General features: G+C 40.5%; 26 protein-coding genes. 24 read left to right on the top strand and 2 right to left on the bottom strand.

The genetic code is table 11. From position 1 onward, the window contains the following. Position 1 precedes the first annotated feature (1 nt). The 5 genes from nqrE (at position 2) to dinB (ending at position 4,489) form a co-directional block, all read left to right on the top strand. The gene (gene nqrE / locus BCU68_RS13020; RefSeq protein WP_102565180.1) at positions 2-598 is read left to right on the top strand and encodes an NADH:ubiquinone reductase (Na(+)-transporting) subunit E; all 597 of its coding nucleotides are present in this window, start codon (positions 2-4) and stop codon (positions 596-598) included. A gap of 29 nt (positions 599-627) precedes the next feature. After that, positions 628-1,854, top strand: a complete 1,227-nt coding sequence (nqrF, locus tag BCU68_RS13015) for an NADH:ubiquinone reductase (Na(+)-transporting) subunit F (protein ID WP_102565179.1) — start codon at positions 628-630, stop codon at positions 1,852-1,854. A gap of 178 nt (positions 1,855-2,032) precedes the next feature. Next, positions 2,033-3,025: an FAD:protein FMN transferase gene (locus BCU68_RS13010; protein ID WP_241901376.1), complete on the top strand. Its 993-nt coding sequence runs from the start codon at positions 2,033-2,035 to the stop codon at positions 3,023-3,025. A gap of 16 nt (positions 3,026-3,041) precedes the next feature. Further along, positions 3,042-3,296 carry a (Na+)-NQR maturation NqrM gene (gene nqrM / locus BCU68_RS13005; RefSeq protein WP_102565177.1) on the top strand — a complete coding sequence of 85 codons (255 nt, stop codon included), beginning with the start codon at positions 3,042-3,044 and terminating at the stop codon, positions 3,294-3,296. 134 nt (positions 3,297-3,430) lie between these two features. Further along, complete coding sequence (gene dinB, locus BCU68_RS13000; RefSeq protein ID WP_102565176.1) at positions 3,431-4,489, top strand: DNA polymerase IV; 1,059 nt, start codon at positions 3,431-3,433, stop codon at positions 4,487-4,489. Positions 4,490-4,548: 59 nt separating this feature from the next. On the opposite strand, the gene BCU68_RS12995 is transcribed toward dinB, so the two are convergent. Continuing rightward, on the bottom strand, positions 4,549-6,462 hold the full coding sequence (locus tag BCU68_RS12995; protein WP_102565175.1) for a RecQ family ATP-dependent DNA helicase: 1,914 nt from the start codon (positions 6,460-6,462) through the stop codon (positions 4,549-4,551). 110 nt (positions 6,463-6,572) lie between these two features. On the opposite strand from BCU68_RS12995, the gene BCU68_RS12990 reads away from it, so the two are divergent. The 5 genes from BCU68_RS12990 to BCU68_RS12970 all read left to right on the top strand — a co-directional run bounded on the left by BCU68_RS12990 (position 6,573) and on the right by BCU68_RS12970 (position 10,737). Further along, positions 6,573-7,055, top strand: coding sequence for a GreA/GreB family elongation factor (locus BCU68_RS12990; RefSeq protein WP_102565174.1), 483 nt, complete (start codon positions 6,573-6,575; stop codon positions 7,053-7,055). Positions 7,056-7,109: 54 nt separating this feature from the next. Beyond that, positions 7,110-7,865, top strand: a complete 756-nt coding sequence (locus tag BCU68_RS12985; RefSeq protein ID WP_102565173.1) for a YggN family protein — start codon at positions 7,110-7,112, stop codon at positions 7,863-7,865. Between the two features lie 146 nt (positions 7,866-8,011). Continuing rightward, on the top strand, positions 8,012-9,400 hold the full coding sequence (locus tag BCU68_RS12980) for a sodium-dependent transporter (protein WP_102565172.1): 1,389 nt from the start codon (positions 8,012-8,014) through the stop codon (positions 9,398-9,400). A gap of 200 nt (positions 9,401-9,600) precedes the next feature. Further along, the gene (locus BCU68_RS12975; protein ID WP_102565171.1) at positions 9,601-9,906 is read left to right on the top strand and encodes a DUF3622 domain-containing protein; all 306 of its coding nucleotides are present in this window, start codon (positions 9,601-9,603) and stop codon (positions 9,904-9,906) included. A gap of 291 nt (positions 9,907-10,197) precedes the next feature. Then, positions 10,198-10,737 (top strand): DUF3332 domain-containing protein, encoded by a 540-nt coding sequence (locus tag BCU68_RS12970; protein ID WP_102565170.1) that lies wholly within the window; start codon positions 10,198-10,200, stop codon positions 10,735-10,737. A 130-nt stretch (positions 10,738-10,867) separates the two neighbouring features. Here the strand turns inward: BCU68_RS12970 and BCU68_RS12965 are convergent, their stop codons facing one another. Further along, on the bottom strand, positions 10,868-12,337 hold the full coding sequence (locus tag BCU68_RS12965) for an aminoacyl-histidine dipeptidase (protein ID WP_102565169.1): 1,470 nt from the start codon (positions 12,335-12,337) through the stop codon (positions 10,868-10,870). A 919-nt stretch (positions 12,338-13,256) separates the two neighbouring features. Between BCU68_RS12965 and BCU68_RS12960 the strand changes: the two genes are divergently transcribed. From BCU68_RS12960 to pgpA, 14 genes are all read left to right on the top strand, one after another. Continuing rightward, the gene (locus BCU68_RS12960) at positions 13,257-14,552 is read left to right on the top strand and encodes an NCS2 family permease (RefSeq protein WP_102565168.1); all 1,296 of its coding nucleotides are present in this window, start codon (positions 13,257-13,259) and stop codon (positions 14,550-14,552) included. 43 nt (positions 14,553-14,595) lie between these two features. Further along, positions 14,596-15,060, top strand: a complete 465-nt coding sequence (gpt, locus tag BCU68_RS12955) for a xanthine phosphoribosyltransferase (protein WP_102565167.1) — start codon at positions 14,596-14,598, stop codon at positions 15,058-15,060. Between the two features lie 89 nt (positions 15,061-15,149). Beyond that, positions 15,150-16,397, top strand: coding sequence for an esterase FrsA (frsA, locus tag BCU68_RS12950; RefSeq protein ID WP_102565166.1), 1,248 nt, complete (start codon positions 15,150-15,152; stop codon positions 16,395-16,397). A gap of 124 nt (positions 16,398-16,521) precedes the next feature. Continuing rightward, entirely contained in the window at positions 16,522-16,920 is a 399-nt protein-coding gene (gene crl, locus BCU68_RS12945) for a sigma factor-binding protein Crl (protein WP_102565165.1), read from the top strand. A gap of 124 nt (positions 16,921-17,044) precedes the next feature. Next, the gene (gene proB, locus BCU68_RS12940; protein ID WP_102565164.1) at positions 17,045-18,184 is read left to right on the top strand and encodes a glutamate 5-kinase; all 1,140 of its coding nucleotides are present in this window, start codon (positions 17,045-17,047) and stop codon (positions 18,182-18,184) included. Between the two features lie 66 nt (positions 18,185-18,250). After that, positions 18,251-19,501 (top strand): glutamate-5-semialdehyde dehydrogenase, encoded by a 1,251-nt coding sequence (locus BCU68_RS12935; RefSeq protein ID WP_102565163.1) that lies wholly within the window; start codon positions 18,251-18,253, stop codon positions 19,499-19,501. A 145-nt stretch (positions 19,502-19,646) separates the two neighbouring features. Beyond that, a complete protein-coding gene (gene nrdR / locus BCU68_RS12930; protein WP_102565162.1) occupies positions 19,647-20,096 on the top strand; it encodes a transcriptional regulator NrdR in 450 nt (149 codons plus the stop codon). A 26-nt stretch (positions 20,097-20,122) separates the two neighbouring features. After that, positions 20,123-21,256, top strand: a complete 1,134-nt coding sequence (gene ribD / locus BCU68_RS12925) for a bifunctional diaminohydroxyphosphoribosylaminopyrimidine deaminase/5-amino-6-(5-phosphoribosylamino)uracil reductase RibD (RefSeq protein WP_102565161.1) — start codon at positions 20,123-20,125, stop codon at positions 21,254-21,256. A gap of 14 nt (positions 21,257-21,270) precedes the next feature. Then, a complete protein-coding gene (locus BCU68_RS12920) occupies positions 21,271-21,927 on the top strand; it encodes a riboflavin synthase (RefSeq protein ID WP_102565160.1) in 657 nt (218 codons plus the stop codon). 84 nt (positions 21,928-22,011) lie between these two features. Then, a complete protein-coding gene (ribBA, locus tag BCU68_RS12915; RefSeq protein ID WP_102565159.1) occupies positions 22,012-23,121 on the top strand; it encodes a bifunctional 3,4-dihydroxy-2-butanone-4-phosphate synthase/GTP cyclohydrolase II in 1,110 nt (369 codons plus the stop codon). Positions 23,122-23,281: 160 nt separating this feature from the next. Next, a complete protein-coding gene (gene ribE / locus BCU68_RS12910; protein ID WP_102565158.1) occupies positions 23,282-23,752 on the top strand; it encodes a 6,7-dimethyl-8-ribityllumazine synthase in 471 nt (156 codons plus the stop codon). Further along, the gene (gene nusB / locus BCU68_RS12905) at positions 23,752-24,219 is read left to right on the top strand and encodes a transcription antitermination factor NusB (RefSeq protein WP_102565157.1); all 468 of its coding nucleotides are present in this window, start codon (positions 23,752-23,754) and stop codon (positions 24,217-24,219) included. Before ribE ends, nusB begins: the two co-directional genes overlap by 1 nt. A gap of 91 nt (positions 24,220-24,310) precedes the next feature. Next, complete coding sequence (gene thiL, locus BCU68_RS12900; protein ID WP_102565156.1) at positions 24,311-25,288, top strand: thiamine-phosphate kinase; 978 nt, start codon at positions 24,311-24,313, stop codon at positions 25,286-25,288. Next, on the top strand, positions 25,288-25,794 hold the full coding sequence (gene pgpA / locus BCU68_RS12895; RefSeq protein WP_102565155.1) for a phosphatidylglycerophosphatase A: 507 nt from the start codon (positions 25,288-25,290) through the stop codon (positions 25,792-25,794). Before thiL ends, pgpA begins: the two co-directional genes overlap by 1 nt. Positions 25,795-25,797: the final 3 nt, after the last annotated feature.

Here is a 25,797-nt window from a genome sequence, read left to right as displayed (position 1 = left end):
CATGGAACATTATATTAGTTTGCTTGTTAAATCGATCTTCATCGAAAACTTAGCACTTTCGTTTTTCTTGGGTATGTGTACTTTCTTAGCAGTATCAAAGAAAGTAAAGACATCGTTTGGTTTAGGTGTTGCAGTTGTTGTGGTATTGACAATTGCCGTGCCGGTCAACAACCTGCTTTACACATACATTTTAAAAGATAGTGCATTAGTTAGTGGTGTTGATCTTAGTTTCTTAAACTTCATTACTTTCATTGGTGTTATTGCAGCACTTGTACAAATTCTAGAAATGGTTTTAGACCGCTTCTTTCCACCTTTGTACAACGCACTTGGCATCTTCTTACCATTGATTACCGTTAACTGTGCCATCTTTGGTGGTGTATCGTTCATGGTTCAGCGTGATTACAACTTTGCAGAGTCAGTTGTTTACGGCTTTGGTTCTGGTATCGGTTGGCTGCTTGCGATTGTTGCGCTTGCTGGTATTCGCGAGAAGATGAAGTACTCAGATGTACCCCCAGGTCTACGTGGTTTAGGTATTACCTTTATCACGGTTGGTTTAATGGCGTTAGGCTTTATGTCTTTCTCTGGTGTTCAACTGTAGGGTAAGCACCCAATAATAAGGAATAGCAAATGCAAAGCATTATTCTTGGTGTAGCGATGTTTACCATTATCCTACTAGCGTTGGTTTTAGTGATCTTATTTGCTAAATCAAAACTAGTACCATCAGGTGACGTTGTTATATCAATTAACGGTGACCCAGAGAAGGCATTTACAACTTCTCCAGGTGACAAACTACTGAGCGCAATGGCAGGTAGTGGTATTTTTGTTTCTTCTGCATGTGGTGGCGGTGGCTCTTGTGGTCAGTGTCGTGTGAAAGTGAAATCGGGTGGTGGCGACATTCTACCAACTGAGCTTGATCACATTACCAAAGGTGAAGCGCGTGAAGGCGAGCGTCTTGCTTGTCAGGTCGCAGTGAAAACCGACATGGAAATTGAACTACCAGAAGAAATCTTTGGTGTGAAGAAGTGGGAATGTGAAGTTCTTTCGAATGATAACGAAGCGACTTTCATCAAAGAATTAGTACTTAAAATCCCTGATGGCGAAGAAGTACCATTTAGAGCGGGTGGCTACATTCAGATTGAAGCAGAACCACATCATATTAAGTACGCTGATTTTGATGTCCCTGAAGAGTATCGTGGTGATTGGGATAAGTTTAATTTATTCCGCTATGAATCAATCGTTAAAGAACACTCGATTCGTGCTTATTCTATGGCGTCATACCCAGAAGAAGAAGGTCTTATCAAGCTTAACGTGCGTATCGCAACTCCGCCGCCAAATGCTCCAGATGCGCCTCCAGGCGTAATGTCATCGTACATCTGGTCATTAAAAGAAGGCGACACTTGTACTATTTCTGGTCCATTTGGTGAGTTCTTTGCCAAAGAGACTGATAACGAGATGGTATTTATCGGTGGTGGTGCTGGTATGGCTCCAATGCGTTCTCATATCTTTGATCAGTTGTTACGTTTGAAATCTAAGCGTAAAATGACTTACTGGTATGGTGCACGTTCTAAGCGTGAAATGTTCTATATTGAAGATTTCGATAAGCTTCAAGCTGAGAATGATAACTTCACTTGGCATGTTGCACTGTCAGATCCTTCACCAGAAGATAACTGGGATGGTTACACTGGCTTTATTCACAATGTGATTTATGAAAACTATCTAAAAGATCATGATGCACCTGAAGATTGTGAATACTACATGTGTGGTCCACCAATGATGAATGCCGCTGTTATTGGCATGCTAAAAGATCTTGGTGTAGAAGATGAGAATATTCTACTTGATGACTTTGGTGGTTAACCACTGATTCATTATCATAATAATGGCTGGCTCTTTTGAGTCAGCCATTTGTTTTTAAGGATTACCCGTTGCTCGTCTTTTAAGTTTGTTGAGAGACCAGCAACAGGTTATTTAGCCATTATAATTAAGGGGTCTATAGGTGATGCTTAACCTTGCTGAAAAAGTAAAAATCGGTGTTATGTTGTGCGTTACTGTTCTGCTTTGTGCATGTTCACCAACTCGTGAGCAGGTACATTTAAGTGGACCAACGATGGGGACGAGCTATAACGTAAAATATATTGCGATGGATGCTCTACCTACTCCCCAAGTTGTTCAGGTGGAAATTGACCGATTATTAGAGCAAGTTAACGATCAGATGTCGACGTACAGAACAGACTCTGAACTTAGCCGTTTTAACCAGCATCAAGAGGCGAGCAGCTTTACCTTGTCTCCACAAACAGCAACGGTAGTGAAAGAAGCGATGCGTTTGAACGGTCTCACTTTAGGGGCGCTGGATGTAACGGTTGGTCCTTTAGTTAACCTATGGGGCTTTGGACCAGAAGGACGACCTGATAAAGTTCCGAGCGATGAAGAGTTACAAGCTCGCAGAGCCAAAGTTGGTATTCAGCACTTAAGCTTAAAGGGGTTAGAACTAACGAAAGATCGATCAGACGTGTATGTTGATCTTTCTACGATAGCCAAAGGTTGGGGCGTTGATGTTATTGCTGAGTATTTAAATGAACTAGGCTTGCAAGATTTCATGGTTGAAGTTGGCGGAGAGATGCGCTTGAAAGGTAAAAACCGTGATGAGATCCCTTGGCGTATTGCGATTGAAAAGCCGACAGTCGACTCTCGCTCAGTGCAAGAGATCATTGAGCCTGGTGATATGGCGATCGCGACCTCGGGTGATTACCGTAACTATTTTGAGCAAGATGGTATTCGTTACTCTCATATCATCGATCCAAAAACAGGTAAGCCAATTAATAATAAAGTCGTTTCAGTGACCGTGTTAGATAAGTCTTCAATGACCGCTGACGGTTTAGCGACCGGTTTAATGGTATTAGGTGATGATATTGGCATGCAAGTCGCTGAGCAAAATAGTATTCCAACGCTGATGATTGTAAAAACAGACGATGGCTTTATTGAGTTATCAACAGAAGCATTTAAGCCCTATTTAAATCAGAAAAACTGATAAGAGAGATGATGTTATGAATACATTCTTAATAACGTTTGCGGTATTTCTAGCCGTTATTGGCGCAATGTCGATTGGTTACATTGTGCAGCGTAAAGTTGTTAAAGGTAGCTGTGGTGGATTAGGCGCCGTTGGTATTGATAAAGTATGTAACTGCCCAGAGCCTTGTGATGCACGCAAAAAACGAGAAGCGCGTGAAGAAGCAAGAGTTGCGAAGCTGGCTGCCCGCGAAGAGCAAGTTGCTGCTTGGGATAAAGATCGCATTATGTAAGATCAATCGTGAAACGGTTCGATTATGATTAACACAAAAAACAGTCATTGATTTTTCATCATGACTGTTTTTTCTTTTGTAGAGATAACCATTAAAGTTATACTGTATACATTGACAGTAATTACTGGTTGTTTATGGTCAAAAAAATCATCCATGTCGATCTTGATTGCTACTACGCAGCTGTTGAGGCTCGAGATAACCCTTCTTTGCGAGGGATCCCACTAGCGATTGGTGGGTCACAATATGGTCGTGGTGTACTTTCAACGTGCAGTTATGAAGCGAGGAAGTTTGGCGTTCGATCTGCGATGCCGACAGGGCAGGCGTTAAAATTATGTCCACATCTAACCGTTATTCCAGGGGATATGGAAAAATACAAAGCCGTGTCTAAGCAAATACGGGCTATATTTTCTCGTTATACCGATATTATAGAGCCACTGTCTTTAGATGAAGCTTACTTAGATGTGACAGACTCGATTCACTGTCATGGATCTGCTACCTTGATTGCGCAAGAGATAAGAAAGGCGATTGAGACGGAGTTGAACTTAACAGCTAGTGCTGGCGTTGCCCCAATCAAGTTTGTCGCTAAAGTCGCTTCTGATATCAATAAACCCAATGGTATCTGCGTGATTACTCCCGATCAAATAGAACACTTTGTTGAGGAGTTAGACTTAGGCAAGATCCCAGGGGTAGGGAAAGTGACACTCGAAAAACTTAATAAATTAGGTTTGTATAAAGGCAAAGACATCAAAGCCTACGAGCAAGGTTTGCTACTCAAGCAGTTTGGTAAATTTGGTCAGTCATTATGGGAAAAATCTCATGGTATTGATCTGCGTAACGTTGAAACATCACGGGTTAGAAAGTCCGTCGGTATCGAAAACACTTTTAAGGTCGATATATTTACTGAGCAAGAGTGTCATCGCGCCATTGAGCATTTATATCCTTCGCTGGTCACTCGTATTCAAAAAGCATCGGCGGAGAATAAAATAATCAAGCAAGGTGTTAAGTTAAGGTTCGATGATTTCAAACAGACAACAGTAGAGCACAAGATCCATGCTTTAGATGAGGCATTCTTCTATGAGTTGATGCAAGAGGCACTATTGAGACAGAAGGGACGCGGAATTCGTCTTATTGGTTTATCTGTCGGTCTCGATGGTGAGGCAAAAGATAAAGAGCAAATGAGCTTTGATTGGTAGTTTATCCACCTGGAAAGCTCACTCTGCCTAGTTATCGTTGATATAGGATGCATCAATCATTAAGAGCGAACGGTTTTCACCATGCTTTTTACTTGCTCAAATGGGAAGACTTCTAGCTGACCAAATCCGGTTATTTTACCGGCTTTCAACTTGGTGGATAGAGGCGTTGTAATACCACATAAAAAGCGTGTAATGGCTTGGTCACTCAAAGGCTCTGGGCTAGCAGCAATAAAACTTCTCACCCATTGATTAAGTTCATCCATATTAATATCAAAGCCACTATTTTTCGGTAGCTGTGCCGGTTTTCCACGGCATACCGAGCAGTGGTTGCAGCTTGTTGGTGCAGCAGTATCAGCAAAGTAGTCTGCAAGTTGATGGCTCAAACAAGAGGTGCTCTCAAAAAAGTTCAGCATTGAGGTTAATCGCTTCATCTCACTGAGTTCTTTTTGGTTAAAGAGTTGATAAAGGTGCTCAGTCAGTTCATCTTTAGGCGCCAAGTTTGGGTTAATGTTGTAGACATCCGTCACTTGTTTGCTTTCAAGCTCAATCCACCCTTGCTCATGAAAATAATCAATAGCAGCAATAACGCGTTGCCTATCGGCATGATGCTCAGACCACAGCATATCAAAGTCTAATGTTGACCATGTTTTCGCCTTATGAGAGCAGCGGAAGATAGCTTGTACAAAGGAGAGTCTTTCACCTTGAAAGTGCTGCATAATTTGCTGTTCAGTTTGAATACATTTAAATCGATATTCAGCAAAGTAGCTAAATAATGGCTCAATAATTCCTTCAAGCTCTAAATAAACCAGCAGTGTTTTGAGCGGCAATTGGCGAATATTAGAATCACGAGATAGGCGATTGAGCATAATTTCCCAGCGTTCATTTTGGGCATAAATTTGCTCAACAACATATTGGATAGAAGACTTATCCGGTGTGTCACCATAAACAAAGTTTTCCAGAACATTCATACCCGTTGCATTGGCTAATAGTGTACAAGTTGATGGATTGCCATCTCGTCCTGCTCGCCCTATTTCTTGTGAATAATTTTCAATCGATTTAGGTAAATCAAAATGGATAACACGGCGAATATTGGCTTTATCTACCCCCATACCAAAAGCAATGGTCGCGACAATACAATTGATTTTTCCAGACATAAAATCATGCTGAATTTGCTCTTTTTGCTCTGTTTTTAATCCGGCATGATAAGGCATTGCAGGGATACTAAACCCTTGCAGCAATTGAGCCACTTGTTCTGCAGTATGCTGGAGTGTCACGTAAACAATCGTCGGTAGCTCTGGATTATCTTTAAGTAAATGGATCAGCCCATCGATTTTATCTTCTTCATCATGAGGCGTTATTGTCAGATCAAGATTAGGGCGATAAAAGCCAGTCACCGTAATATGCTGTTTTTCAATGCCAAATTTTTTCTGCATGTCATTAATAACATTAGGTGTCGCCGTTGCCGTTAGCAGTAACACTTGTTTGATATTTAGAGCTTGTTTATATTGTGGCAGCTTCAAATAGTCGGGTCGAAAATTATGTCCCCACTCAGAGATACAGTGAGCTTCATCAACCACGAGTAATGAGATTGGTACCTGGGAAATGAATTGACGAAAGCGTTCGTTTTTTAAGCGCTCAACGGAGATCATCAGGATCTTTATGTCCCCATTTCTAACTGATTGCATCACTTGCTGGGTTTGGATGCGATCTTGGCTTGAGTCAATGGAAGCAGCGGCAATTCCTTTTTCATGTAAAAAGGCTAATTGATCCTTCATCAACGCTAATAGTGGCGAAATTACTAAGGTTAAGTGAGGGAGCATCAATGCAGGTAGTTGGTAGCAAAGTGATTTTCCAGACCCTGTAGGGAAGATCGCAGCAGCAGAGTGACCATCAATAATGTTGTGAATGACTTCGTGCTGTCCATGTCTTAAGGAATCAAACCCAAAATATTGCTTTAGTGTTTGCTCTACCATCTTCTGCCCCAGAATATTGTGTTGAGTGAATAGTAATAATAATCAAAGTGAATTGAGTATAATACCTTAATTTTAATTCCTTTTATCTTTCAATTAGGGAGTATATTCGTGTGAATAAAAGCGACTTACGTCAAATAATTTTGCAAAAATTAACAGAAAAGCACCGTATTGCATTAGCGGCAACGCAAACGGCGATTGATGATGCAACCGATGACGAAACCATTCCAGACAACAAGTATGATACTTTGGCTTTAGAAGCAGCATACTTGGCTCATGGTCAAGGTCAGCGTGTACTAGACTGTGAGCAAGATATCCGTCATTTTAATGATCTCGTTTTACGCGACTTTTCTAATGATGAGCCAATAGCAATGAGCGCTTTGGTTGAGTTGATTGATAATAATGATGTTGAACATTGGTTTTTTATGGGACCAAGTTCCGGTGGGATCGCTGTTGAATTTATGCAAAATAGAGTGTCGATATTAACCTTCCAGTCACCACTAGGGCAGGCATTACGCGGTAAGTGTGTCGGTGATGAAGTGGAAATAATGATTGGCACTAATCAGAAATATTATGAAGTGATTAGTATTAACTAATACCAAGCATAGTCAATAACTTGCTTGGTATTACCAACAATAATGAGTTGAACAATGACAGTAAAAAAACTATTGATTGCAGCCACAATACTATCGAGTGCTAATGCTTATGCCATGCCAACACAGTGCCAGGTTGATATTGAAAACGAAGTTCATCTTGATGGTGAGCAAGTTGAAATTTATCAAGAAAATGGTGCAAAAGTTTTAATTGATGAAAATAATCAGCTTTTCATCAATGGTAAGCAGGTTCAGCTTGATGAATTGCAGCAACAGGCGATTGAAGCTTATCGATACTCTATGAACACCTATGTACCTAAAGCAAAAGAGCTGGCGCAAGATGGTATGGAATTAGCCAATAGTGTGATAGATGATGTCGCTGATAGCTTTAATGATTCACAATCGTTTGAGAATGTTAAAGTCGCATTAGGTGAGTTTTTTACTGATATTGAATCTCGCTATTACCAGAATGATGAGTTGGTTTTGAAGAAAGATGCTTTTGGTTCATTCTTTGATAATTGGCAAGATGATTTAGCAAAAGCGCAGCAGGTATTTAATAGCGAGTTTTTCTCTAGTGCTTTTAATGCAATGTCAGAGAAAATGAATGAAGAGGGTAGTTTTAACTTTTCTGAACTCGCCGATAATATGGCAAAGCTAAAAGAGAGTGTGACAGAAAAGGCTGCAGAACAATCAAAACAAATTCAGCAGGATGCGAAAGATTATTGTGACTCTTTAGATAAGGTCGCTGAGCAAGAGCAGCAGTTACACCAAGCTATCCCTCAGTTAAAAGACTATCAGGTATTTACTATTTAGTCATTTATCAGGCTTTTATCACTAGTTCTTAGATGTAAGGACTAGTTTCTTGTCTTTTGATCTCATTTTATGCTGTATATGTTGAATATATTGCTTTTTATCTATAATGTACTAGCAAACTAGTTTAATGATATTTGGCAATAGGTATGACACAACAATTTTCCACCTCTTCTTCTGGTCAACAGCAATCAGGTACACGTGAACATTTTAGTTCGCGATTAGGTTTCATTCTTGCCGCTGCAGGTGCCGCAGTTGGTCTTGGCAATATTTGGGGTTTTCCAACTCAAGTTGCGAGTAACGGTGGTGGCGCATTTCTATTAGTCTATCTAGGCATGATTCTAGTGGTTGCCTTCCCAATGCTGATTGTTGAGCTAGCGATAGGTCGAGCAGGGCAAGCGAACCCAGTTGATAGTATGCGTTCACTAACGACAAACCCTCTTGGAAAAAAAGCGGGTTCAGCGATTGGTTGGTTAGGACTGAGTGTACCTATTGCCGTATTGGCTTTTTATAGCATTGTTGGTGGCTGGCTAATTTGCTTTATGTTTGGTGCTATTGCTGAATTGGTTGGCTTAGAGACCATAGCACAGTGGTTAAAAGGGTTTAGTGTTGAACGAAATGTATTAGGCACGTTAAGCTTTTACTTGCTAACGATCCTTATTGTACAAAGGGGAGTTAAGCAAGGTATTGAAAAATGGTCAGTAAGACTAATGCCTGCACTATTTATTCTCTTTGGCGTACTTTTTATTTATATCATGATGCAAACTGGTGCCGTTGAGGGACTGAAGCATTACTTAGTACCTGATTTTGAGAAAGTATGGGACCGTAAGCTATTTCTAGCAGCAATGGGACAGGCTTTTTTCTCATTGACGATTGGTGGTTGTTCAATGCTGATTTATGGTTCTTATTTAAGTAAAAAAGAGAACCTACCTAAAATCGCGATGAATGTGACCTTAGTTGATACCGCTGTTGCTTTTATTGCTGGTTTAGTTGTAATGCCTGCGATGTTTGTAGCGATGCAAAAAGGGGTGGCGATCTATGCTGAAGATGGTTCATTACTAAGTTCGGATACGCTTGTCTTTACGGTATTACCTATGATGTTTGATAGCCTAGGTTTTCTTGGCTTGATCTTCTCGATTATTTTCTTCTTATTGCTAACTATTGCCGCGTTGACTTCTTCAATCTCAATGTTGGAATGTCCAGTATCACTCGTGAGTGAGCGATTTAATACGCAAAGAACGTTAACAACTTGGGTGTTAGGTGGTCTTATTGCTTTAGGTAGTGTCATTATCGTATTTAACTTCGGTACACTATTTGGCTTAGTTGCTATGATTGCGACTCAGTACCTACAGCCTATTGCTGCACTTTTCTTCTGCCTATTTGGTGGTTGGGTATGGAATCGCAATGCAAGAATGAAAGAGCTATCTCAAGGCGATGCTAATTTTCAGTCAGGCTGGTTTGGTAAAGTATGGACAATGTACGTTAAGGTTGTTTGTCCTTTATTAGTGATTGCTGTGATTTGGGCTTCTTTTGGTTAAGGCATAATATCGATATCGAGATCAGTAAAGCTGACAAATATACTTTCAGTGTGAAATTTAGCAGCAATTTATTGTTAAGTGTGGTCTAATACCGCGCTTACCAAGGGATGGTGTTAAACATACTCAGCTTATACTTATTATATTAAGTAGTGCTAGGGTTGAAAGTTGACTGATCCCTTAATTATCCCTAGGAATAAAACATGTCTAAAAACAAAAAATTTGATATTCGAATCACAGAAAAGCGCACTGGCTGGACTGCTGAAATTACTCGCCAAGTAACGTCTCGTCGTGTAACTGTTTCAAAACGCGAAATGGGCTTTGAAACAGAAGCACTAGCGATGGAATGGGCTGAAAAAGAGCTAGCTGGATTCATTGCATCACAAGTTGAGCGTAATGAGCGTAAAGGCGAACAGCGCCGTGATCGCGAAGAGTTGCAACAGAAAAAGGCAGCAGAAAAAGCAGCAGCAAAAGAAGCTGCAATCCAATCTGAAGATGATGAGTTTTAATTACAGCTCACCATGTTAATGATTAGAGCCTCTACTATAAAGTAGGGGCTTTTTATTACCCTCTATATAGCAGACAATCGCCCCTTTTACCGCCATTCTGTATTAAAACCTTAAGTACTATTACTACTTTAGAGTGCCTGATTGATAACTTTTAGATATAAATAATAGTCAGTAATGGGACTGTGTTATTTGTATGCAAATTCTTACCATTTTACATCAATCAAAGTTAGATTATTTTCTCTTATCCTTTATACTGCGCGCCGCAAAATTATATTATTCTTTGAGGCTATAATGAAAAAAAACATGGTTAAAATTGTCGCACTACTTTCTGTTGTTATCTCTCTTTCTGGTTGTGTTGGCAGTATGGCAGTTACAGGTAAGCTAATGGAGCTAAATGTAAAGGCTGTAGATAACCGTTACGCTCGTGGTGGATTGAACTTCTTACTAGCACCTGTTTATGCATTAACAACGGCAGGTGACTACATCATCTTTAACTCGATTGAGTTTTGGAGTGGCAAGAACCCAATTAATGGATCTTCTCATATCTTTGATACTGATACCGAGACATTTATCGATATCAATCATAAGTTAGATGAGAATTTAAAAACAGCACCAATTGCGCCGCTAACTAACATGAAAAACATCGAAACAGGTGTGATGCAGCAAGTTGATGAGAACACTATCCAAATGGATATTACTTACAACACTGGTGAAAAAGCATTATTGGTGGGTATTAAAGATGGTGAGGTCGTTCAGTACTTCATTGATGGTGAGCTTGTAACCACAACAACGATGAGCCAACTAAAAGAGTTCTCAGCTCAACGAGCTTAATATCGGTAATCTGATAATCACGACAATAAGCTAAAGTCTGTTCGTATTACGATAGAATTAGTGGAACTAAAGCCCTTTTAACTTTAATGAGTCATTGTCATTAAGTTCTAAGGGCTTTATTTTTATTCTCTTATTTTGCTGGAATTGCTTCTAAAATTGCGATCATTTGTTGCCAGAAAAGATCAACAGTATCAATTTTCACTTTCTCATCTGGAGAGTGCGGGAACTTGATCGTTGGACCAAATGAAAGCATATCCATGTTAGGGTAAGGTTCTTTAAATAAACCACACTCTAAGCCTGCGTGAATAACCATAATGTTTGGTTTATTGCCATAAATACCTTCGTACATATCGCGGAAAATATGCATGATTTCTGAGTCAGCATCTGGCTTCCAACCTGGGTAAGCACCAGAGAAGCTAATCTCTGCACCTGAAAGTTGTGCGATAGATTTCAGCATCCCTTCCACTTGAATGCGCCCTGAGTCGATCAGTGAACGAATTAAGCATTGAACCGTTACTGTATCTTCTGTTGTTGTGATGACACCAACGTTCAATGAGGTTTCAACCACGCCTTCAATATCATCGCTCATGCGGATCACGCCATTTGGACATGCGTTTAAAGCAGCAATGAAGTTGTTCTGATCCACAGTAGTGAAAATACCTTGGTCAGTATCAATTGCTTGATTAAATGTCACAATATCCGTTTCAATTCGGCTTAGCTCTGAGCGAAGTAGTTCAGTGTATGCTGCGTAATCATCAGCAAGTTTAGTTTCATTTTCAGTTGGTAGTGCAACTGTAATGAATCCTTCACGTGGTATCGCATTACGTAAACTACCGCCATTGAATTCGATTAATTTAAGATCAAGAGCTTCAGCATGGTCTGCTAAAAAGCGCGCTAGTAGTTTATTCGCGTTTGCTCTGCCTGTATGGATATCACAACCTGAGTGACCCCCTTTTAAGCCTTTTAAAACCAGCTTACGAGTCGTGTAGTTTTGAGGTTGCGCTTCACGGTTAGTATTGAAAGTAAAAGCACCATCAATGCCGCCAGCACAGCCCATGTAGACTTCACCTTCTTGCTCTGAGTCAGTGTTAAGGAGAATATCCCCTTCTAACCAACCGGCTTCAAGACCAAATGCACCGGTCATTCCTGCTTCTTCATCAATTGTTAGCAGTACTTCAAGTGGACCGTGTTTGATCTCATCAGATGCGAGTACAGCAAGACAAGCTGCCATGCCCATACCATTATCAGCACCTAAAGTTGTTCCTTTTGCTGTTACCCACTCACCGTCAACATAAGGCAGAATAGGATCAAGCGTAAAATCGTGGTCAGTATCTTCGTTTTTTTGTGGCACCATATCAATATGAGCTTGTAGCACCACACCTTTCTTATGTTCCATACCCGCGGTCGGTGCTTTTTTGATAAAGACATTACCAGTAGGGTCACGTTTAACCTCTAAACCTTGCTCCGTTGCCCAAGAAACAATGTATTGAGCGAGAGCTTCTTCATGCTTTGATGGGTGAGGAATAGCACAAATTTGGTCGAAGAATTGCCAAATAGATGTTGGTGATAATTGGCTGATCTCAGATTGGAATTCAGACATAGAAAGCTCCTTTATGGTTCAATTGCCATATTTTGATTGGACTTAAACTTAAAATGCAGAGTGACTTGCTAAGTAAGCTATATTTAGATGGAGTTAGCATATCACTTGTCACCAAAAGCGAGTAGGGCTAACAGTGAGAAACTCATTTCCATAATAGATCGGCTCAACTTAGCGTGAGATTTTTCAGTTGGTTGTAAAAGATACGATATCAGCCCTTTTTGTAATTTTATTACGGAAAGAGCTGGTTTTATCTCGTCTATGTCATGTTTTTTAGCGTTCGATTATTTTTTATTGTAATTTTATTTCTCTGTGGTATATTTTAATCAACTTCAAAGAGAAGAGAAAATGCTCAAAGGATGAGTCCGTTTATCGCCTCCATGGAACCGAGAAATCATATTTTTTTTATTGATTGATTAAGGTGATAGTTATGAAAGGTTTACCATCTGCAATGTTCTGGATTAATAGTTCTGTTTATACTGGCAACTTTGCATACCCAACAAGTTTTGGCTACTAATAACTAGTAGTCGGTACATGTGAAATGAACAGATTTGTTCACCCCTATATTTAGAATTCAAATGCGATTGATTTATTGTTGTAATCGCAAAAAATGATGATATTCTGCCGCCACTCTTTTTAGGGTGGCGTTTTTTTATCATCTTCATAATTCAAATTAGCCTTTTATAAGACAGTTTTTTTCCTAAGCATAAAAAGCACACAAATATGTGTTAGAAGATATTTATATTATATATATGATTAATAAGAACTTTTATTATTCACCTTGCCGTTACTAAGGGCTTCGTATCATATGGTATGTAATATTTATTAGTTAGAGTCTTAATTCTATCTGGAATTTGTGATTTTATAACTTTATAATCGCAGCCAATCGTTTACGCAACCGTTTACCGGGTAGGGATATATTATGCTTGAAAGACTATTTAAACTCACTGAAAATGGAACGAATGCTCGCACTGAAATCATTGCTGGTATGACAACATTTTTAACCATGGCGTACATCATTTTTGTTAATCCACAAATGTTAGCGAGTACTGGTATGGATCATGGGGCTGTTTTTGTTGCCACATGTATTGCTGCTGCCATTGGTTGTTTTATCATGGGTCTTGTTGCTAATTACCCAATCGCACAAGCTCCAGGCATGGGGTTAAACGCCTTCTTTACTTATGCTGTTGTTTTAGGCATGGGTTATACATGGCAAGTTGCACTCGCTGCTGTTTTTGTTTCAGGTGTTTTATTTATCCTCTTAAGCATTTTCAGAATTCGTGAGTGGATAATCAACTCTATTCCTATGTCTTTACGTACTGGGATATCAGCGGGTATTGGTCTTTTCTTAGCGCTTATTGCACTGAAAAATGCTGGCATTGTTGTCGGTAGCCCTGCAACATTAGTGTCGATGGGGAACATCACCTCACTTCCTGCTGTTTTAGCGGCAGTTGGCTTTTTCTTAACGATTGCAATGGTATACCGTGGCGTGAAAGGCGGTGTTATGATCGCTATTTTAGCCGTTACTGTTTTAGGTTGGGCATTAGGCGATGTTCAATATCAAGGCATAATGTCAATGCCACCAAGTATTGCACCAACATTTTTACAGTTAGACTTTTCTGCAATATTTGAAGTGGGTATGATCTCAATTGTTTTTGCTTTCTTATTTGTCGATCTATTTGATACGGCAGGTACACTTGTTGGTGTAGCGCAAAAAGCAAATTTAATTGGCAAAGATGGTAAAATCCCTCGCTTGAATCGAGCGTTACTGGCTGACTCGACAGCGACTTCAGTTGGTGCTCTACTCGGCACTTCAAATACGACATCTTATGTAGAAAGTGTTTCTGGTGTAACGGTTGGCGGTCGTACCGGTCTAACTGCAGTTGTTGTTGGTATTTTATTTTTACTTGCACTATTCTTTGCACCATTAGCTGGAATGATCCCAGCATACGCAACAACAGGCGCTCTGTTTTATGTTGCTATCTTGATGTTATCAGGCTTAGTCGGCATCGATTGGTCTGATTTAACAGAAGCAGCACCTGTTGTCGTAACTTGTTTATTGATGCCATTTACCTTCTCTATTGCTGAAGGTATCTCTCTTGGCTTTATTACTTATGCAGCGGTTAAGTTATGCAGTGGTAAGGGGCGAGATGTATCAATAAGCGTTTGGGTTATGACGATCATCTTTATTTTAAAATACGTGTTAACTGCTGTTTAATACGTAAAAACAAGTAAGCAATACAACTATTAGGTTAATTATTATGACTACTAAATTCATTATCACTTGGGACAATATGCAAGCGTACTGTCGTCAACTTGCTGAAAAACAAATGCCAGCAGAGCAATGGAAAGGCATTCTTGCTGTGAGCCGTGGTGGTCTTGTTCCTGCCGCTATTTTGGCACGTGAATTAGGTATTCGTTACGTAGATACTGTATGTATTTCAAGCTATGATCATGATCACCAGCGTGATATGTCTATCATCAAGGCACCTGAGCATGATGGTACTGGCTTCCTTGTTATCGATGATCTAGTCGATAGCGGTGATACTGCTCGTAAAATTCGTGAAATGTACCCAAATGCTAAATTTGTAACGGTATGTGCAAAACCTGCAGGTGCAGATCTTGTTGATGAATACATTGTTGATATTGCACAAGATACTTGGATTGAGCAACCGTGGGATACAGCTGTATCTTTCGTAGAGCCAATTAATCGTAAGTCTAAATAATTTTATTTTTTAGATATTTTAAAAATGACCCTATCTTGGGTCATTTTTTTTATTACAATTATGCTCTCTCTCCTAAATGGATTTGATGTATGTCAGAAGAAACGAGCAAAAACCTCTCGGAAGTTTTATTTGTAAAGCATAAGCAAGCTAAAGAAACGTCAATGCTAACGCGCTACATTCCTAGCTCTCAAGCTGTGATTGATAAAAATCAGAGTGAAAATCCAAGTTCTTGGTATCGAAATGTTCGTCGTATGCAATGGATGTGGCAGGGGATAGATCCAATTGAACTAGAAGAAGTATTATCATGTATTGCCTCATCTTCTCACTCTAGAACGAATGATAATTGGTTAGATACGGTGATGGGATATCATAATGGTAACTGGGCATACGAATGGACTAAGTTGGGGATGCGTCACCAAAGTAGAGCTAGTGAGCTAGATTCAGAGCAGGGAGCAAATGAGTTATTTTCTGCATCATTATGTTTTAGTATTGCCGGATATCCGCATTTAAAAAACGATAACCTTGCATTACAAGCACAGCTACTTGCCAATAAAGCCTATGATGAAGCCGTTAAAAAAACTAAGTTTGTGGTTAAGAAAATAGAAGTTCCATACAAGAATAAAAAAATCACCGCTCATCTACATTTATCGAGCACTGAAAAACCTCAGCCTGTTGTTATCGTTAGTGCTGGTTTAGACAGTCTACAAACCGATATGTGGCGTTTATTCCGAGATTACCTAGCCCCTAAAAATATCGCTATGTTAACGGTTGATATGCCTTCAATCGGTCATAGCTCACATTGGGATCTAAGTGAAGATTCATCTTGTTTACATCAAGCTGTACTTAATGAGCTGCGCACTTTACCTTGGGTTGATCACTTTAAAGTCGGTCTGCTAGGTTTTCGCTTTGGCGGCAATGCTATGGTTAGGCTCTCTTTCCTTGAGCAAGATAAAATTAAGGCGTGTGTGAGTTTAGGCGCTCCAATTCACGATCTTTTTGTTAATCATGACAAACTGCAAAAAATGCCAAAAATGCATCTAGATGTTTTGGCATCTCGTCTTGGCAAAAATGCGGTTGATGTGCAAAGTTTATCTCGTCAAATGATGGCTTGGTCATTAAAGGTTCAAGGGATTTTAGCTAGTCGTCGTACAAAAGTTTCCATGCTAGCGATAGGGTTGGAAGGCGATCCGATCTCTTCATTTTCCGATAATCAAATGGTGGCAACCTTTAGTGAATATGGTAGAGCAAAAAATATCAGCTCTAAATCCATTAGTGAAGGTTATGAGCAATCTCTCAATTTTGCAATGAAATGGCTAGAAGATGAACTATTTCGTTAAGGATATCAACACAGCAGTATAGTTTATGATATACAGGGCATATTGGTTGGTTATTATTTAATTTAATATATTCATGCGGCATTTGGGTTGTGTGTAGTTATTAACATTGAAATGGAGATTCAATATGCCAGATACAGTAAAGAAAAGTGCGACTCATAATCGATTGATGTTTGCTTTTAAAGCCGTAGGTCCCTATCTACGCGAGGCTCAATCCGCTGACGGATGCTACTATTTTGATTGTTTATCAGTTTGTGTTGATGATAAGAAATCCCCTGAAATGCGTGAGTTTTGGGGTTGGTGGTTGGAGCTAAACAAAGAAGCGTCATCCGATGTTTTCTCAGCGAATTATCATATTGGTAAATATAATTCTGAAGGCGAGTGGACATCAGCGAAATTACCAGAGGAAGCTATTGAAGAGGTAACTCGAACTCAAGTAAGTTTCCATAAAAAATTATTAGATATGTTAGCTAAGCGATTTGAATTGAGTGCGGATTTGCATATTGATTCCGCAGAATTTGTCTAAATTTCTTTTTATCCCTTCATTATCATTGAAAAAGGTGCTTCTGAGCACCTTTTCTTCTTGTGCATTGGTGTGTTGATTGTTAAAACATGACTCATAGTTTTATTTTAATTTTTTAGAAAATAATATGACAAGCAATCAGCAGCAAGGTAATGCAAATCAACGACAAACCATCGTTGTGAAATTAGGCACCAGTGTGCTAACTGGTGGTACATTAGCGCTCGACCGTGCTCATATGGTAGAGCTAGTTCGCCAATGCGCGGAGCTAAAAGCACAAGGTCACTCTGTTGTTATGGTCTCATCTGGCGCTATTGCCGCTGGTCGAGAGCACCTTCAATATCCCGCATTACCAAATTCAATGGCTAGTAAGCAATTATTAGCGGCTGTTGGGCAGACGCAACTTATTCAAGTGTGGGAATCTTTATTTTCATTATATGGCTTAAAAATAGGTCAAATGCTACTGACTCGTGCCGACTTAGATGATCGAGAACGTTTTTTGAATGCTCGCGATACCATTAATGCACTGGTTGAAAACGACATTATTCCAATAGTTAATGAAAATGATGCGGTTGCAACCAACGAGATTAAAGTGGGTGATAACGATAACTTATCTGCTTTAGTCGGTATTTTGTGCGGCGCAGATAAGCTCCTTTTATTGACCGATCAATCTGGTTTATTTACTGCCGACCCGCGCAATAATCCGGATGCTAAATTAATCAGAGAAGTCACCACGATTGATGAAACATTAAGAAAAATAGCCGGCGGTAGTGGTTCAACATTAGGCACAGGTGGCATGGCTACGAAGCTAGAAGCTGCTGATATTGCACGACGAGCTGGGATTGAAGTTATTATTGCAGCCGGTCGTGCAAAGAATGTTATTTTTGACTCTTTAAGCTCTGAGCCGCAGGGCACTCGCTTTTTAGCACTACCAGAAGCATTAGAAAACCGTAAGCGTTGGATCTTAGCGGGTCCAGCTGCCGTTGGTCATATTTATATTGATGATGGTGCAGCACAAGCCGTTATTGATAAGGGCAGTAGTCTATTAGCAAAGGGCGTTGTAAAGCTTGATGGTGAGTTTGCACGAGGTGACGTTGTTCGCGTTATGACGAATAAGGGGCGTTTAGTCGCACGAGGTATTTCTCAATACCCAAGTGAAGACTTAATACAAATTATTGGCAAGCACAGTAAAGATTTTAGCGCTATTTTAGGACATGATTACGGTTCTGAGGTTATTCACCGTGATGATCTTGTTGTTATTCAGGATTGATGATTGAATTGCTATCATTGTTTAAATGAGTGAATAAACTCGAAGTTAATTTAAGGGAGCATAAACGTGGATTTAACTAACATGGGTATAGCAGCTAAAGATGCTGCTTTTCATTTAGCAACCGCTTCTACAGCGCAAAAGAATAAAGCACTTGCCATTATTGCTGATGAATTACAAGCGAACGCAGCCGCTATTTTAGCCGCGAATGCCAAGGATATTGCTTTAGGGCGTGAAGCGGGTCTAACAGAAGCCTTACTTGACCGTTTATTTCTTAATGAAGAGCGCCTTGCTGGAATTGCCAATGATGTCCGCAATGTGATTAATTTGAATGATCCTGTTGGTAGTGAAATCGATAGTAAAGTATTAGAAAATGGTATGTCACTTGCTCGTCGCCGTGTTCCGTTAGGTGTCGTTGGCGTGATATACGAAGCTCGCCCTAATGTTACCATTGATATTGCAGCTTTATGTTTAAAAACGGGTAACGCTAGTATTTTACGTGGTGGTAAAGAGACGTTTTTCTCTAATATGGAATTGGTCAACGTTATTCAAGTTGCACTAGAGAAAGCAGAACTGCCAGCGTCTTCAGTGCAGTACATAGAAAAACCGGATCGTGAATTAGTGTCTCAGCTACTTAAGCTTGATGATTATGTGGATATGATCATCCCACGAGGTGGTGCTGGATTGCATAAAATGTGCAAAGAGAATAGTACGATTCCCGTGATCATTGGTGGTTTTGGTATAAGTCATATCTTTGTTGATGAGAGCGCTGATCTTGAAAAATCACTCAATGTTGTTGAAAACTCAAAAGTTCAACGTCCTTCAGCTTGTAACTCATTAGATACCTTACTTGTTCACCAAGCGGTAGCGGAGACTTTCTTACCGATGCTATCTGCACGTTTGGCTGATAAAGTGACTTTGGTTACCGAGCCCAAAGCACAGGCTTTATTGGCAGGCTATCCGCAGTTACGAGCAGCCGAAAGTGGTGACTTTGATACAGAGTGGTTAAGCTATACTTTAGGCGTTAAGATCGTTGCAGACATCGAAGAAGCGGTCAATCATATGCGTGTACATAACGCGAGCCACTCTGATGCCATCATGACAAACAGTTTAGTCAATGCTGAGCGATTTATTAATTCAGTAGGCTCTGCTGCTGTTTATGTTAATGCATCCACTCGATTTACGGATGGTGCACAATTTGGCTTAGGTGCAGAGGTTGCTGTATCAACGCAAAAATTACATGCACGAGGCCCTATGGGGTTAGAAGAGTTAACTAGCTACAAATGGGTCGGTAAAGCTGACTACTTAATACGCGGTTAATTCCTGGTGCCCTATGCTCTGAGTGAAATGGGCATCAATTAAACAGAATGATACGACGTAATCTATGTAAGGGCTTTAAAAGGCCCTTTTTCTTTCCTTCCAAGGTGCTATTCCGTTACACTGTTTACAATTAATTGGAGGCATTATGCATTGTCCTTTCTGTTCTGAAAATGAGACTAAAGTTATTGACTCTCGATTGGTTGCCGATGGGCACCAAGTCCGTCGTCGACGTCAATGCTTAGCTTGTAGTGAGCGCTTCACCACATTTGAAAGCGCTGAATTAGTGATGCCGAAAGTCATTAAATCAAATGGTAATAGAGAACCATTTAATGAAGATAAAATGGCCGATGGCTTTCAAAGAGCACTAGAAAAGCGTCCGGTTAGTGCCGACGCTATTGAATTGGCTATTAGCACAATTAAATCAAAATTGAGAGCAACGGGTGAAAGAGAAATCCCAAGTGAAATGATCGGTAACTTTGTTATGGATCAGCTAAAAGTCTTGGATAAAGTCGCTTATATTCGTTTTGCCTCGGTTTACCGTAGTTTTGAAGATATTCGAGAGTTTGGCGAGGAGATTGCCAAGCTAGAAGATTGATCTCTAATTAGCTGTCCATCAAAATTATGTCAGAATTTACTTCTATTGATCAGCAAATGATGTCTCGCGCTATTCAATTAGCAAAGCGAGGGATCTATACGACTGCACCTAACCCCAATGTTGGTTGTGTTATCACTAAACATGGGCAAATCATTGGTGAAGGTTTTCATTTTAAAGCCGGTGAGCCTCATGCTGAGGTTCACGCTTTACGTATGGCAGGTGATGACGCTCAAGGGGCAACGGCTTATGTCACGCTTGAACCTTGTTCCCACTATGGTCGCACGCCACCTTGTGCTGAAGGTTTAATTAAAGCCAACGTGACCAAAGTCATTTGTGCTATGACCGATCCTAATCCTCAAGTATCTGGTCGAGGCATTCAAATGTTACGTGAGGCTGGTATAGAGGTTCAGGTTGGATTACTTGAATCAGAAGCTATAGCGCTTAACCCTGCATTTATTAAGCGCATGAAAACTGGTATGCCATTTGTTCAATTAAAAATGGCAGCAAGCTTAGATGGCCAAACTGCGCTAAACAATGGACAAAGTAAATGGATTACTGCTTCAGCCGCAAGACAAGATGTACAAGCATTTCGAGCTCAAGCAGGTGCTATACTCTCTAGTAGCCAAACGGTTATCGAAGATAATGCATCACTCAATGTTCGGGCTAGCGACTTCCCTGATTGGCTATCAACGCAACTTGAGCAAGATACATATCATAATACCTCACAGGCGCTAAGGCAGCCGGTACGTATTATCTTAGATCGTCAACATAAGCTATCGGAAGGCTTAGCTCTATTCAACAGTGAAGGCGAAGTTTTAACGGTGGCTGAAAGTGATGCTGATCTTTTAGTCGCTTGTAGTGATGAAGGGCAGTTGGATCTTAGCCAGCTCTTATCTCAGCTAGCAACAGAGCAGAATATCAATCATATCTGGGTTGAGGCTGGGGCGACTTTAGCCAGCAGTCTTATTAAACACAATCTTGTTGATGAACTTATTGTTTATTTAGCGCCTAAGTTAATGGGCAGTGATGGACGAGGTTTAATTGGTGCTCTTGGGCTGACTGATATGACGCAGTGTATTGATCTTAACATTACTGATATTCGCCTGCTTGGCCAGGACGTACGTATTCGCGCTGTGCCTGCCACCCACTCTAATTTTTAAAAAAGAATCATATTATGTTTACAGGAATCATTGAATCAGTTGGATCTTTAGCGGCAATAACCCCAAAAGGCGAAGATATTAGTATCACTGTCAATGTGGGTAAGCTTGATATGGCCGACGTTAAATTAGGCGACAGTATTGCCACTAATGGTGTTTGCTTAACCGTTGTTAAATTTGATGCTATTAGCTATACAGCCGATTTATCGCTTGAGACATTAAAGAAGACTGGCTTTGCCGATTACCAAGCGGGTGATAAAGTGAACTTAGAAAAAGCGATGCTACCTACGACTCGTTTTGGTGGTCACATCGTTTCTGGTCATGTTGATGGTGTCGGTGAAATTGTTGAGCGCAATCATGTAGGACGTTCTATTGAGTTTTGGGTTAGCATGCCAGCGGATATCAGTAAGTATGTTGCTCAAAAAGGCTCGATTACAGTAGATGGAATTAGCTTAACCGTTAATGATTTACGTAAGAATGCATTTAAGCTGACAATTGTGCCTCATACATCAGAAGAGACCACAATTGATAACTTTCAAGTTGGGCGTAAAGTGAACTTGGAAGTGGATGTTTTAGCTCGTTATATGGAGCGCTTGATTCAAGGTTCGCAAGAATCAAAAGAGCCAGAGTCCCGTTTAACAATGGAATTCTTACAACAAAATGGGTTTGCATAACTTAATTTTAAAATATTATTGAAAGTAAAGCTCATTATTACCTAGACTTTGATTGCTAGGAAGCTGAATTGATAGGAAAAAAACATGCCAATTAGTACCCCACAAGAAATTATTGAAGATATTCGTTTAGGTAAAATGGTCATTCTTATGGATGATGAAGATCGCGAAAATGAAGGTGATCTGATCATGGCAGCAGAGCACATCACTCCTGAAGCGATCAATTTTATGGCAACACACGGTCGTGGCTTGATTTGTTTAACCATGACAAAAGAGCGCTGTGAACGCTTAGGTTTACCACCTATGGTTCAAGACAATAATGCTCAATATACAACAAACTTTACGGTCTCTATTGAAGCCGCTGAAGGGGTAACAACCGGAATTTCAGCTTCTGATCGTGCTGTGACGGTACAAGCTGCTGTTGCGAAAAATGCACGAGCGGCAGATTTGGTTCAGCCAGGGCATATTTTCCCTCTAACGGCACAAGAAGGTGGAGTTTTAACACGTGCTGGCCATACAGAAGCGGGGTGTGATTTAGCGCGCTTAGCGGGTTTGGAGCCGGCTTCAGTTATTGTCGAAATCTTGAATGAAGATGGCACGATGGCTCGCCGTCCTGACTTAGAAATTTTTGCGGAAAAGCATGACGTTAAATTAGGAACCATTGCGGACCTTATTGAGTACCGTAATAACACTGAAACGACCATCGAACGCGTTGCACAATGTCACTTACCAACAGATTTTGGTGATTTTGAGCTGGTTACTTTCCGTGACACGATCGACAACCAAATTCATTATGCGATGACAAAAGGGGAACTGGCGACTGGTGCTCCTTTAGTACGTGTACATTTACATGATACATTTACCGATTTATTGCATTCTGACCGCGGTACTGAGCGCAGTTGGACGCTGGATAAAGCGATGGCTCGAATTGGCGAAGAGGGTGGTGTACTGATTATTTTAGGTAACGAAGAATCGGTTGATTCTATTACCCATAAAGTGAAAGTATTTGAAGCTCAAGATAAGGGCGAAGCGCCAACAATGGCTAAGAAACAAGGCACTTCACGTCGTGTTGGTGTTGGCTCTCAAATTCTGGCTGATCTTGGTGTTAGTGATATGCGCCTGCTTTCTTCAAGCGATAAACGCTACCATGCTCTGGGTGGTTTTGGTCTTAATGTCGTTGAATATGTGTGTAAATAAGCAGTCAACGAATATAGGCATTAGCCAGTAGTCAGCGAATTAATTTATTCACAGACAAGGTCGCCGGTATGATAAAGCTAAATATCCATTAGATATTGCTCACAGTTTTATGGTAGAATCCGGCGATTCTCACTTGATAGACATAGTTAAAGGAAGGCTTATGAAAGTGATAGAAGGTAGCTTCGCAGCTCCAAACGCAAAAATCGCTATCGTTATTTCTCGTTTCAACAGTTTTATTAACGAAAGTTTACTTTCTGCTGCCATTGACACATTAAAGCGTCATGGTCAAGTTAGCGAAGACAACATTACAGTTGTGCGTTGCCCTGGTGCTGTAGAATTACCATTAGTTGCTCAGCGTGTAGCCAAAACAGGTAAGTTTGACGCGATTGTATCGCTAGGTACAGTAATTCGTGGTGGTACTCCACACTTTGACTATGTTTGTAGTGAATGTAATAAAGGTTTAGCTCAAGTGTCATTGGAGTTTAGTCTTCCAGTCGCATTTGGTGTATTAACCGTTGATACTATCGATCAAGCTATTGAACGCGCAGGAACCAAGGCTGGTAATAAAGGTGCAGAAGCTGCACTTAGCGCACTTGAGATGATAAATGTTCTTTCTGAAATCGATTCCTAATGGGGGCCAGTGTGAAACCAGCCGCACGTCGTAATGCACGTCAATTTGCTCTACAAGCTATATACTCTTGGCAAATTACTAAAGAAAATGTTGCCACAGTAGAAGAACAGTTCTTAACTGGTGGTAAGTATGATGAAGAAGCAAATCATGCATCAGAACCTGCTCTAAGCGCGCCAGAAACAGACGTGGTTTACTTCCGTGACCTGCTTACAGGTGTGGTTTTGAGTCACATGGAACTGGATAGCAAACTTCGTCCATACCTATCTCGTCCAATGCAAGATTTGGATATGATGGAGCTAGCGTTACTACGTTTAGCGATGTACGAAATGACTCGTCGTGATGATGTACCATACAAAGTGGTTATCAATGAAGCGATTGAGTTAGCGAAAGTATTTGCAGCAGAAGATAGTCATAAATTTATTAATGGTGTGCTTGATAAAGCAGCACCCCATGTACGTAAAAAATAATAGTCTATCGAAATACATGATAAAAGGTCAGCATTATGCTGGCCTTTTTTGTACACTATAAGCCTCATTATTGCCTCTAAATGGATGGTTTATGCCTGGTGAATTTAATCTAATTGATAAGTACTTTTGTCAACGTCAGCAGCAGAGAAAGGATGTAATTTTAGCGGCAGGTGATGATTGTGCACTCGTCACTGCACCTGAAAATGTACATATCGCGATTAGTACGGATACATTAGTAGCCGGTACTCACTTCTTATTGGACGCTAACCCTGCTTGGGTTGCTCATAAAGCGTTAGCCTCTAACCTCAGTGACTTAGCCGCAATGGGAGCAACACCAGCTTGGGTATCGCTCGCTTTGACAATGCCAACGCCTGATGAAGCATGGTTAGCGCCTTTTTGTGATGCTTTTTTTGCATTAGCGGATACATTTGGTATTCAGCTTATTGGCGGTGATACCACTAAAGGACCGTTAAGCATTACCTTAACTGTGCAGGGTTTTGTTCCTAAAGATCAAGCGCTACGTCGCAATGGTGCTCAGGTTGGCGATCTAATCTATGTATCAGGTAATCTTGGTGATAGTAAAGCTGGGCTTGAAGTGATCCTTGATTCTGAAAATAGCCAAAAAGTGGGGGCTTTAGAGTTAGAGCAACGCCATTACCAGTCAACACCGAGAATTCATTTAGGTGAGGCGTTACGCACAATGGCATCTTCGGCCATTGATATTTCTGATGGGGTTATTTCAGATTTAACTCATATTTTAAAGTGTTCTAATGTCGGGGCTCGGTTGGATGTCAGTCAACTCCCTCTTTCAGAAGCTTTATTGAGCTATAGTGACGATCTCATCACAGCACAACAATTTGCATTAACCAGCGGTGAAGAGTATGAATTGTGTTTTACTGTACCGAGTCAGTGCCAAGCTAAAATAGAGCAATGGAGTCGTGAGGGGAAAACCCATAACGTCACTTGTATTGGCATCATTACTTCATCTAACCAATTAGAACTGCATAACAAAGGCGCAGCGATTAACTGGGACTTAACCGGTTATGATCATTTTAAGGAACCTGCATAATGGCAAACCCACTTTCACTTATTTCATTAAAAAACCCATGGCATTTACTCGCCACTGGATTTGGTAGCGGCTTATCTCCAGTGATCCCAGGAACGATGGGCACTTTAATGGCGATCCCATTTTATTTGTTGCTGGTGCAGTTACCTCTATATCTCTATGTGATTTTAGTGATTCTATCTTGTATTGTTGGTGTGAAAATTTGCCAAGTGACTTCCGATGATATGGGGGTGCATGATCACGGTTCGATAGTATGGGATGAGTTCTCTGGTCTTTGGATCACTATGGCGATCGTGCCTATGCTCAATTTACCAGTAACGGATTGGAAATGGTTAGTGGCAGGTTTTGTGCTATTTCGCTTCTTTGATATGGTAAAGCCTTGGCCAATTAGCTGGCTAGATAAGCGAGTTCATGGTGGTTTAGGTATCATGATTGATGATATCGTCGCGGGTGTTATCGCAGGCTTTGCTCTTTGGGGTGTTGGTCATTATGCCGGTTGGTTATTGTAGCGG

Origin of the sequence: Vibrio sp. 10N.286.49.B3 (assembly GCF_002873395.1) — a bacterium.
GTDB lineage: Bacteria > Pseudomonadota > Gammaproteobacteria > Enterobacterales > Vibrionaceae > Vibrio.
Note: the sequence above shows the minus strand (reverse complement) of the source record. Positions and strands in the feature narration are given on the sequence as shown.